5 protein-coding genes are annotated in these 12,119 nt (G+C 50.7%); 1 reads left to right on the plus strand and 4 read right to left on the minus strand.

All coding sequences use genetic code 11. From position 1 onward, the window contains the following. Positions 1–17: 17 nt before the first annotated feature. Both FIT99_RS07300 and FIT99_RS07305 read right to left on the minus strand, forming a co-directional pair. Positions 18–7,526, minus strand: coding sequence for an O-linked N-acetylglucosamine transferase family protein (locus FIT99_RS07300; RefSeq protein WP_140003682.1), 7,509 nt, complete (start codon positions 7,524–7,526; stop codon positions 18–20). A gap of 268 nt (positions 7,527–7,794) precedes the next feature. Continuing rightward, positions 7,795–8,013 carry a helix-turn-helix domain-containing protein gene (locus tag FIT99_RS07305; RefSeq protein WP_223261141.1) on the minus strand — a complete coding sequence of 73 codons (219 nt, stop codon included), beginning with the start codon at positions 8,011–8,013 and terminating at the stop codon, positions 7,795–7,797. A gap of 371 nt (positions 8,014–8,384) precedes the next feature. Between FIT99_RS07305 and FIT99_RS07310 the strand changes: the two genes are divergently transcribed. Further along, positions 8,385–8,582 carry a hypothetical protein gene (locus tag FIT99_RS07310; RefSeq protein WP_140003684.1) on the plus strand — a complete coding sequence of 66 codons (198 nt, stop codon included), beginning with the start codon at positions 8,385–8,387 and terminating at the stop codon, positions 8,580–8,582. Positions 8,583–8,594: 12 nt separating this feature from the next. Here the strand turns inward: FIT99_RS07310 and FIT99_RS07315 are convergent, their stop codons facing one another. After that, on the minus strand, positions 8,595–9,566 hold the full coding sequence (locus tag FIT99_RS07315; protein ID WP_223261142.1) for a YihY/virulence factor BrkB family protein: 972 nt from the start codon (positions 9,564–9,566) through the stop codon (positions 8,595–8,597). A 479-nt stretch (positions 9,567–10,045) separates the two neighbouring features. Then, positions 10,046–11,389, minus strand: coding sequence for a type II toxin-antitoxin system HipA family toxin YjjJ (yjjJ, locus tag FIT99_RS07325; protein ID WP_140003686.1), 1,344 nt, complete (start codon positions 11,387–11,389; stop codon positions 10,046–10,048). Positions 11,390–12,119 lie beyond the last annotated feature (730 nt).

Here is a 12,119-nt window from a genome sequence, read left to right on the forward strand (position 1 = left end):
TTATAGATGGGCGCTGATTAAGTAAACAACTGGCGTACCGGCAACACCGCGCGGGTAAACTCAGCGGTCAAGCCGTTGACAACATGCTCAGGCGAGCCTTGCGTCATATTCTGCAAGCGGTTAAACACGCTGATAAATGCTTGTAACTGATCATCGCGATAATGGTAGCCATTGTGCTCAAGCACGGCGAGGGTCAAGCTGCCCAGATTGGTCGGCGTGCTAGCATGCGGTTTGGCACAACTACGCACGCGATGCAGGGTCAGAAATAAACCACGCAAGGCGACAAAAGCCACAGGCAAGGGGATCGCAAAGTCCCACTCCAAATCAAAGAAATGGCCTTGCCCAGCTGAATCCATGACAAAGTTTGTCGGGGTCGCGTCAAAGTATTGCGAGGGCAGCAAGGCAGAAAATCCTGCAAACTCAGGCAAGGTTTTACCGCCTGTTTGCGCAGCAGACTCTAGGCCTTGCAACCAAGGCGCGGCCCAAGCAGCTAAATCCTCCATGCGCCAACTCGGCCGGTTCATCAATTGTGTTAATTTATCCATCCATAATTGACCACCGTGGTAAGGCGCATGCTCCCAATCCGCTTGCAATAGTTGCGCGGTTTCACCCGTGTTACGTGTGCGTGTCGTCAAGCCCTCGGCGGTGCTCACAAACTGCGTTTCTTTGCTAAACACCGCCTGCCGCTGGCAACCATAATGTGCTGCCAACACCTCCGGGTGTAATTTGTTCGACTGAGGCTGTGGATACGCCACAAACATAAATGAGTTTGCCACGTCCTCAACAAGATTGTTACGCGCAATCACTTGCCAGGCGTTTTCAAGTGAAAACGTCGGGTGACGTGGCGATTGTCTATCATGCACCACCGAGCCAGCAGCCAACGCCCCCACATCCCAGCCGGCTGCGCGATGCGCCTGATTAAAGCCTTCTGGGTAAATGACGCTGACCGGTGTTTTATAATCCGGCAATGGCACATAGAGCTCAGTGGTTTCAAAGCCAACACTGCGAATCAAGGCATCTAGCTCAACGCGGCCAAAGGTAATCGGCGTGTTGTGGCTGTAAGAATCGTTGATGCCATACATGGCTTGTCCCATGTGGTCCTCTGGCGCACCGCAGAAGTATTTGAGGCCTAGCTGGTTCTCAATAGCCACAATCAGCATGCCGTCTTCTTTCAAGAAAGACTTGGCCACTTGCAACAGATAACGCAAGGGATCTGGCTCTTTAACATACACCTGGGCGTATTCGAGCACCCCAATCAAAGTCACCACATCAAACTTTTCCTCTGTTTCAAAGGCTTGAATCAGATCCGAGAAAATGGTGACATTTTTGAGATCTGCACAACGCTGGCCGATGACGCGCGCACGGTTTGGACTGCCTTCAAGGGCGACGACCTCCCCGCCTAACTCACCCAAAAAGCGCGTGATGGCGCCACATCCGGCGCCCAGTTCTAATACTTTGCCGCCCGCAATTTTGTCAGCAAAGGGCCGGAGTAAATTGGCCCGTTGTGAGGTCAGGTGATAATAGCTAGGCCAGTCTGTCGCCTTGGCGGATAATTCACTTGAAAACACACTCTTATCGCTAGACTGGCGAATCATGTCATACAAACGTTGCTCGGCATTGCCCACATCCTGATAAGCGAACGCTTCTGTTTGCGCACGTTGGTAAAAGTTGTCTTGCGCCCGATAAATATAAGGCCCTTTTTTCACCCCCTCGGCGGCAGAAACCAGCGGTTGGCTAAACTGCTGTTGCAGCGCCGCCGCATCGGCCGCAGCTAAACCGTTTTGACGCGCAAAATGAATCACCTCTAACACTTCGCTTAACGGCGCAGTGAACGCAAGCGCCTGCACATAAGCTTGCCAATAATCAGCTTGGCTCGGTGCCAGAATCACCGCCTGCTCTAACAACGGCAGCACTTCTTCTGCTTTGCCCGCTTGCTTCGCCAACAAACCAAGTTGAAAATAGGTCGGTGCATGCTTGCTATCTATGCGCAAGATTTCCTGATAAAACTGCATGGCTTGCGAAAAATCCCCTTTTTCCTGCATTTGTAAGGCTAATTGAAACACTTCTGCGATGGAGTCTTGCAGGGCATTTGCGGGGGCAGCGGATGGGTTGAGCGTGGTATTCATAGAGAGACCTTTATCAAAGGGTTCAGTCGCGACAGGTGCAACGGAAGGTGCTTGCAGCGTGTAAGAAGGGAGTGCAAAGCCGACGGGCGCCTGCCCTTGACACCAGCGTTGCCACATCTGGCGTAAAGCCTGTGACAAGGTATGGGCAAAGGGGGTCGCTGCGGCGAGTGGAGATTGCGCAAATCGGGTGCGTAATTGGGCACGCAAGCCTGCCAACCCCTCTAGGTCAGCGAGCACTTGTTGTGCCTGTTGTAAATAGTGTTGTGGCGATGACGCCACCCATTCAGACAAGCCGAGATGTTGCATGAGTGCCATCGCGCCTCGGCTGGCTAAGCGATCACCGGCCACACATAGCGTCGGCACCCCCATCCACAACGCGTGGGCGGTCGTGGTGACGCCATTGGACGGAAAGGTGTCCAGGCAGATATCAACCAAATGATATTGCTGCAAATAGTCGCGCATCTGGGTGCGCGGATAAAACGAGAGTCTGTCTGCGCGGATACCTGCTTGCGAAAACCATTGTTGCAAATGCGCCACGCTAGCGTTCTCAGCCATACCACCGAGCACCATGCGGCTCCCAGGGCTGGCCTGCATGACCGCTGCCCACTGGTTAACAGTGGCCTGCGTAATTTTATTCGGGCGGTTAAAGCAGCCAAAAGTCACATAGCCATTGACCAAAGCTGGTAAAGCATTCACCGCTGGGGCTTGTGCATCGGGCACAAATGGTGCATTTATCGGCAATTGTACGAGCTGCTCGGTAAATGCCTGTTCGCCGGCAGGCGCGGGCAGCATGGTGCTGTCGGCCAGATAATAGTCCATCGCGGTCAAGCCAGTGGTATTCAAATAGCCTAACCAGCTGGCCTGTACAGGGGCAGGTTTTCTGGCAAAGACGGGTAAACGATTGCCCGAAGTATGCCCAGATAAGTCGATCAATACATCAATCTGGTCTTTTCTGATCGTGTCAGCCAGTGCGTCATCAGAAAGTGAAGTCACGACACGCCATTGTTTGAAATAAGACTGCATCTCAGCCGTCACCGCGTCCTGCAAATCGCTATTGGCATAAGCGACCAAATAGAGTGAAGCATCTTGCGCTAGCGCCGGCAATACTGGCAGCAGAAAATGCGCAACCGAGTGCGCGCGCAGATCGCCGGAGACAAACCCGACCCTTATCGGACGCGCGGTATCCCATGGATTGGTATGTGGCTGCCAATGCGGCTTCAAAGGCGCCTCATATAAGGCGGCATAGGCGGTATGGGCATCAAACAAGGCTACCTGATTCACCTGTTCGGCATGGGTCATGCAAAACAACATATTGCTAAAGCAATCTGCATACTGTGGTTGCAATTGCAACGCCTGTTTAAACTGCTGGATCGCCTCCTCAACTGCGCCTAAGTCTTTGAGTACGATCCCTAAATTGTTATAGGCCGCTGCGTAGTCTGCTTTCAACGTAATTGCTTGCCTGAACGCATCGGCTGCAAGCGCAAGGTCACCTTGGGCTTTCAGCGTCAAGCCATAATAGCAATGCGCCTCTGCACTGTGTGGGTTCAATGACAATGCTTGGCTAGCAGCAGAACGCGCATCTTTTTTCTGGATTATCAAAATATCAGCGAGCATTTTCCAGCCACTGAGCCAGTGCGGATATTGCCCTAATACCGCATGCAATTGGGTTTCCATCTGCGCATAGTGCCCCTGCTCAAACAGCGCCAACAATGCGTTTTGGACTTGGTCGGCAGGCGATGTTGCTACTTCAGGTAAGGCTAACTGCCACTCTTGCATCAATGCTTGCAATGCCGCCGTGTGTTGATTTTGACGCAAGCGCTCCGTCACAACTTGCGTGAGTATTGCCGTTTCTCCATTGGTTTTTAACGCGGTCAGATAGCTGCTTAATAGCTGCCACTGCGCAGGGGCCCATGCAGTCGCTTGTGCGAGTTTAGCCAAGGCTTGTGCGTGCTGACCCGCTAGCCATTCAATGAGACCAAGATTATGCAAAGCCAAGGCATGCTGCCCATCTACGGCCAGAATCTCCTGATACAACTGCTGCGCGGTGTGGGTATCCCCTTGTTGTTGCGCTGCGGTGGCCAAATCAAACACTTCTGCCATGGCGTCTTGCAAAGCTGGGTTGTTGGCGGCCACGCTTGCCTTGGTCGAATGCTGGCTGGGCTCCCATTTGTTGCGATAGCGCAGGTAGGTCTCGCGCCAGCGTGCAGTGCCAAAAGCGCCCCCACTCTGATGCGTCATTCTGACTGGCCACACACCTAATCTGAGGCCGGCTTTGGTAGCGCTACGGCAAAAATCCAGGTCATAAAAATGAAACTCAAACTGCTGATCAAAGCGCACACCGCTTTGCAGCAAGGTCTGTTTATGCGCGGCCAAAAATACCCCGTCCATCAGTTGGCATTCGCCAGCGGCATCGCCATAACTCGAGGCTGGGCCAAAAGCATGCTGACCATGGGCGACGGTGCCGCGCAAGTATTTGGCATCATCCCAGGTAAAGTTGAGGTCAGTAAAACACCAGCCGGTCTGACCTGCTTGCACCCGTGCATTACCGGCAATGCCGATGACATCAAAATGCGTCAATCCCTGCTGGATAGATTGAACAAAGGTGTTTTCATCGAGCCAGACATCATCGTGAATCAGCACTAATAATGCTTGGTCTGGGGCGGCGGCGATCGCCTCATTAAACACTTCAGATAAGCCACGGCTGTTTTCATACGCCACCACCGGCAGCAACCGTGGATCTTGTTGCATGTGGCGCTTGAGTGAGCGCCCCAGCGCGGATTCACGCCAAAACGCCTCTTCAGTCATGCGCGTCGCACTCACTACCCACACTGGTTGCGCACCGGAAAAAGCGGCCTGCACTGGCGCGGGTGCCAATCGCTGTGCCGGCTGCAGCCGACTGCGTGTTTGTTGCCAAAGGCCAAACAGGCATTGCTCAAAGTCTTGTGCGAATTGATCGGCATTCATTAAAGGCGAAGCCAACACTTGCGCGCGTAATTGGGCGCGCAAATGTGCCAGTGCCTCAAGATCATCCGCCAGCGCAATCGCTTTGCGCACATAGGCATCACGGCTGTTTGCAACCCAATCTTGCAAACCGACACAATCCAAGAAACTAGCGCCTTGACGGGCAATCAGGGTGTCACCGAGCAGGGTTAGGGTGGGCACGCCCATCCATAAGGCCTCACAAGTGGTCGTGCCACCAGTGAACGGAAAAGTGTCCAGAATCGCATCAATTTGATGATGATTACGTAAGTATTCTTCACGCGGCACCATGCCAGACAGCGTACAACGTGTGGCCGCAATGCCAAAAAGTGCCAATCGCTCTAATGCCTGTGTGCGCATCAGCGCATCATTAAACGCCTTGGATTGCCAAAATAGTTTGGCGGTCGGTAAGGCTTGCAGTATTTCGCCCCAACAAGCCAATACTTCGTCACTGACCTTGCTATAGTTTTGAAAGCAGCCAAATGTGAGTGCGCCATTGCTGAGGGCTGGTAATGCATTGACCGGCAGCGCGTACGGCGGCGGACTAAAGCACATCCGGGTATGGGGTAACGACACGACTTGCTCAGTAAACTGTTCTGACACCTTGGCATCCACACTCACCGGATCAGCAATCACATAATCCATCACTGGCAAACCCGTGGTGCCCCAATAACCCAGCCATGACGCTTGAACCGGCGCTGGCTTATGGGCAAAAATGGGCAAACGCGTCCCGCCAGACAAGCCAGACAAGTCAAGCAGGATATGAATACCATCTGCATGAATCTGCTTAGCGGCTTGCGCATCCGTGAGCCCGGCCAGTGAGCGCCATTGGTTGCACACATCTTTGAGCGCATGCGTGAATGCATCTTCACGACCATCGGTAGAATAGCCGTAAATCTCAAGACGGCTGGCATCAAAGCTTTGCAGCCACTGTTGCAAGAAATAACCGACTGGATGCGTACGCAAGTCGGCCGAGACTAGACCCACGCGCAAACGCTGTTCATCCGCATGCACTAGCCAGCGATCAAACGGCGTCACGCCAGCCATCATCGCCTCGCCCAATCGACGGGCGTAGTGCAGACTTTCACTGACGGGTAAGGTATTGCTATAACTGTTGGCAAACAACAGATTTCTGAGCGCCATCATGTGGTTAGGCTCAATCTCCAACCCTTTTTTCAACAACGCAATTGCGGTGTCTACTTGACCCATATCCAGATAAACATTGGCCAGATTAATATAGCCTGCCATAAAGTCAGGCTTGATCTGGAGCACTTTCTCTAAACAAGCAATCGACTCGGTAAACCGACCCAGCATGCGTAAACTAATACTATAGTTACTCCACACACTGTGCGACTCTGGCAACTGCTTGAGCGCCGTTTCAAAATACTGACAAGCCTTGTCATAGGCATTTCTGGCGTTTTCCACCAATCCCAGATTAGCCAGTACATAGGGGGTGTCAGGCGCCACCGCCAGCGCTTTGAGACAGTAACTTTCTGCCTCTCCATACAGCTGTTGATTGAGCATTTCGGTGGCCAGATTATTTAATGCTTCTGGACTAAAATCTTGCACCTGCATGATTTGGTCTAAACACGACTGGTAATCTCTGGTGCGGTGCGTCACACGATAGAGTTTCGCCAGATTTTTTAGCAAGAACAATTCGTTCGGCTGGAGTGCCTTGCCTGCTAACAGCCATTGCTCAGCCTCGTCTAAATCACCATGTTGCAGATATAACGCCCCAAGGTGACTGTAAGCCTCCACGTAGTCTTTTTGCAGCGTAATCACCCGCTCATAGGCTGCAATGGCCTCAGAAGTGTTGCCAAGCTCAGCTAAGGCTACCGCCATATTAAAATAAATCACCGCGTTTTCCGGCTCATTCGCCGCGGCTTCGCGGTAGTACTGTATGGCTTCTAGCTCTTTACCTGCCTCGTGCAGCAAGGTTGCCAGTTCAAAATTCACACGGCCATCCTGCTGATGCATGTTCAGGCCACGACGCAACAGCTTTTCAGCCTCCTTGGTCTGCCCGGTTTGCTTAAGCACGCTGGCCCAATTGGCATAGGCTTGGCTGAAGGCAGGATTTAATTTAAGGGTATGCCGGTAGTATTTAATCGCCTGCGGATACGCTTGCAATTGCGCATACACATTCGCCAAGTTATACAACACCTCAGCGTCTTTTTTTAGTAGCTTGCTCGCTTGCAAAAAAGCATCAGCCGCGGCATCGAGCGCATGTCGCTGCTGGTAGAGGCTGCCGAGTATTTTCCAAGCAACGCCCTCTTCAGGAAACGTTTGTGTGATTTTTTGCGCCAGCGTGAGACACGCCTCCCACTCGGCCTGATTCCAGGCTTGCATCATTGCGTGCATCCATTGGCTACAATCCTGCGCCGATCCTGCAACCGGCTTTTTGTAGCTTGGCGAGTGTTTCATAACAGAGAATTCCAAAAAATTTCTCTTATTATTCTAAACTTGCCACGGTTTGCATCGTTTAAAAAAAGCGGCAAACATAGGTCATCTTATGTCTTCGCCCGATACATGGACGCAGCGCACTCAACGCAACGCCTTATAGAATATAGACTCATGGGGTTAGACCCCATTTTTACTGGAACCCACCGGATACACCCTGGCCTTTAAGAAACCGTAAAATCAGCCGTAATGTTCACCCAATAAAAAACCTCCGAGGTCATCGGAGGTTGTTTTATGCAACGTGCTCTTGGGCAAGCGGAATGTCCGGCTCCCAGCGTACCAGCGTATCTAAATCACATTGCAAATAAGCACACAATTTGTTCAGATGGTCTGTACTGGCATTATAAGTACGATCTTTTAACATGCGATGCAAGGTCATGCGGCTGATACCGCTGGCGTCTGCAATTTCAGTAATGGTGATGGTTCTGCCCCACTCCATTTGTTTTTTCAAAATAACGGTCTTTAATTCTACGTAAATCACACAACTTCCTGACTTCTAGGGTGTTACTTTAATATCAATAGCACTGCAGCGAGCATTTCTAACAGGTCTACACAGCATTCGTGCCTTGCATGGACATTCACTTCTGTGAAAAAAATCCCCATTGCTTGACTACCATTTCAACATTATACAATTTTATATAGTGTTTAATATCAGTGAAATGACGCACAGCGGCTTAGGTAAGTGAGCAAGGATGAAATGCAAGGATATGAAAAACTCTGAATGATTCTATTAATAGCCGGTCTGGGCTATTGGCATGATCAAACAATCTAGATAATAATCAATACATTATCAAAAATATAACAAAATACATGGGGTGAGACATGGGAATACTCAACAACTATTTTTATTTATTTAATCGCACCAAAACCACTTCAAAAACAAGCGATGATGCGCAGTTGCAAATCTGCTACGACGAAGGCTTTAACGCTTCGGCATCTGGCCTCAAGCATACCGAGAACCCGTATCAAGAAGGTAGCGAACAAGCGCAAGCTTGGAGCCGCGGCTTCTGGGTGTGGTAAACACCCTGCGCGCTAAAATCGTCGCTTGTCCGCCAACATCAACGCGCCACTTTTAGATAAGGCATGCGCGAGCTCTGGCGGTGTGTGTTGGCCTTTGCGTGCGCCGTAAATGTGTGAATAGGCCCAAGTAAATTCAGCACCCATTAAGAATATCTGTGCCGAGTAATAGGTCCAAATCAGCAGTGCCAACAGTGACCCCGCAGGCCCATAGCCACTGGCGAATGCGCTGCGGCCAATATAAATCCCAATCACCCATTTACCAATGGTAAACAATGCCGCCGTAATGGCTGAGCCGATCCAGACCTCACTCCAGCGAATATTCACCCTAGGCATAATTTTGTAAATCATCGCGAACATGCCGGTCGCCAATAAAAATCCAAACGCAAAGTTCACGATATCTGCAATTACCAGCCACTTGGTAAACATGGGCGACCACCACTTATTCATGCCTGACAGGCCGGCACTAAACAGCAATGAAACCATCAGCAGAAATCCAATCCCTAAAATCAGACCAAACGATAAAATCCTGACCCGGATCAAGTTCACAATGCCACGGTTTACCTGTGCAGGCACCCGCCACACTCGATCAAGGGCACTCTGTAGCTCGCCAAACACCGTGGTCGCCCCCACCAATAGCAAGACCACTCCAATCACCGTCGCCGCAATGCCCTCCGTCGGTTGCCGTGTGCTCTCCAGGAGACTTTGCACCACTACCGCCCCCTGCTCGCCGACCAGATTGGTCAGCTGACCATAGATCTCTCCGCGTGCCGCCTCCTGACCAAAAATCATGCCTGCGATCGAAATCACAATCAGCAACAAGGGTGCGATTGAAAACATCGTATAGTAAGCCAACGCCGCGCCCATACTTTGCGCCTCATCATCATTCCATGCCGTGAAAGCCGTTTTGCTGAGTATCCAAATATCTTTGATCGTCATATGCGTTAAATGTGTCAGCCAAGGCGGGGGAAAATAAACAATGAGCATAACGAAGAACCGCCTGCCTGCACCATCAGCCAAGTCTGCAAATTGCTGTCAGAAAGCTCTGACGCATGCGTTTTAGGTATCCAATATAAGCTGCAAATAAGACCGCTTTAACCAGCCGTATTGGCCATTAGCGACCTTCTGAACAGTGTTACCATGCACGTGTGTTGATCTTGGGTATCGTGATTTCATTGCTTGCCTACTACCTCGCACTGAGGTGGAGCGATCACCTGCTCACCAGCCACAACATAGAACTGCCTGCCTTCACAAGCTGGTTAGTGCGTAATACATTTGCGTTTATTGTTTCTACTGTGGTCGCAATGCCCTTCCCTTCAATCTTATAAATAAACATCACAATCAGCAGCAGATCGACCGCTTGTAATACATATTGTCCAGGTGTGATTCAATCCATGCGAATTGCCTATCCGCAAACTGCTGATGATAGAAACAACCGCATCATTATTCGCTTTAGCATGTCTATGCTAAGCCAATCTCACTATGGCTGCACTAGCCATTTCCAGTCTAGTTTCAAGCGCAATCACACACGCAGCAAAACGTGGAGTAAAAGCATCTGAGGCACGCACGCGATTTAAAAACTCACCCGCCAAGACCCCTGCCTGTCGCCAAATATCGTTGGAAACATCAGCCGTTATACTTGCAGGGGCAATGCTAGCAGGCAACCCTCCGCCGCTGCGGGGTGCAAAGCCCATGACCGTCATGTCATAAGCTGGCGCAATTACGTAGGGGCGCCCATGTTCAGCTATAAAAGATAAATTACCGTTGTGCATATCCGTATTGCCAATTAAGGTACCAAACGCCCATAGGAGTGCAGCAAGCGCCACCGCCTGAGGTTCAATCTGCCCGGATTGAGCAAGGCGACGCGAAAGCTGTGGCCAGTTTCCATCCCCTGAGCCAACAAACTCCGCATCCAGTGCAGACAATGAATGCAATGCCCGTCGCCCTAAACGACCGACCCGGTCAAACCGCTCCACCTCAAGAAATCGCTGTCCGCCATCGTCAAATATATAAGTCTTTGCAGCAGGAATCCCCGCGGCACGCAAAGTTTCCAATGCCAAGTGCTCAGCCAACAATAAATCGCGCCAACGCTCACTGACCGAGTGATCCTCTGACTCGCTAAATTTCACCAACAAATGGCGTGGCCCGACTGGCGTCTCAGCATAGACCACAAACTTTGGCTGCTCACCCCCAGCAGAGGAGCCCGGCGCCTCACTATTCGCCGCGTCCAATGCCAGTTGTTGATAAACCCCAGCTTTATCCTGCTGTCCCACAGGCACAGGCAACGCACTAGAAAGAAAACGATCGCGCGCGATATCACCTAGCAACAAATTACCCACGACGTCATGGCCATGAGCCAGCAATGCGCGTAGGGCATGTTCATCGCGCCAATCACTCAGCCGCGCAGGCAATCCGAGTGTCGCAGCATAACGCGCGGCATATGCCCGGCCAAGAAACCCTTGTGGCTGCATATCAAATAACCACCATGGCAATCCATCACTGTGCAAGCTTACCCCATCCACCTGCTGCATCACAAACCCCTGTGGACGCACTGGCACCAGAGTCCCCAAGCTGCAGATTTGCCCCTCGGCAGTCACCCGATAAACAAGGATATCGGGAATACCGCGACCCGCATCTCGCAAGGTATATTGAATAGATCTCGCCGCCCCCAGACGCACCACCTCATCGCTAATGCGACTCAGCGCACGAGACAAGGTTGGCTGACTAATCCCCATACTATCAATGAGTTGCTGTGCTGATTTGGGGCCAGTTGCCAGTAACATACCAATAGCATCAAGATGCACTGACATAAGATTGAATAAATAAATGAATAGATAAATGAATGAATATTATGAGCTTAGCTGACACGAAGCACAAGCATCACTTAAATATGCATCTATAGTGTTTTATTCATGGGGCATTAAGAAACGTATAAAGAAAATCGCACACGCTCATCACGTTGATAAACACGCGCATAAAAACGTATCTTCTCGTCACGTCACGCAAGATGTGTCAATTTTTTTATTGAAATATATGTCGTCTAGATGACGATAACCGACACGCCACCCCTTCGCGCCATTGCTCGTTATCGAGATTGATAAGTCCGGATTGCATAACCTTTATTGGCTGGATTGGCATTACAAGGTTGCGTGCCAGTCAGTGCTATCTGTATCACACCTCTGCATGTAAGAAAGTTAAACACACAGTGATACTCACAATATATATGTCCAGACTCAATATTTTTTATACGTACATCTGCGTTTTTCTCATTCACCGTATTGATTGAACCATCGCTTAAATGGCAGCATAAAACCACCCAAACAGGCAGGGTTTTACAAATGAGCAAATTCACCACTCTGAAAGAACAGTTTGTTCATGACATCGTAAATGGTGCTGTTTCAGCCTAGGAAGCGCCTAGGCGTAAGGGTTACGCACCTATGAGTGCTAGGAAAAGTGCATATCAGTTGCTTGCAGACCCGAAGATACAGGCTGCTATTGGTGCTGCACAGTACACATTACTGGGGGCACACTTGCGAGTAA

Source organism: Methylophilus medardicus (genome assembly GCF_006363955.1).
Lineage (GTDB): Bacteria > Pseudomonadota > Gammaproteobacteria > Burkholderiales > Methylophilaceae > Methylophilus > Methylophilus medardensis.

Bases quoted from the DNA above. Each gene is read 5' to 3' on its own strand.
- FIT99_RS07300 (WP_140003682.1), bottom strand. From the start codon at position 7,526: ATGAAACACTCGCCAAGCTACAAAAAGCCGGTTGCAGGATCGGCGCAG.
- FIT99_RS07310 (WP_140003684.1), top strand. From the start codon at position 8,385: ATGGGAATACTCAACAACTATTTTTATTTATTTAATCGCACCAAAACC.
- FIT99_RS07315 (WP_223261142.1), bottom strand. From the start codon at position 9,566: ATGCTCATTGTTTATTTTCCCCCGCCTTGGCTGACACATTTAACGCAT.
- yjjJ (WP_140003686.1), bottom strand. From the start codon at position 11,389: ATGTCAGTGCATCTTGATGCTATTGGTATGTTACTGGCAACTGGCCCC.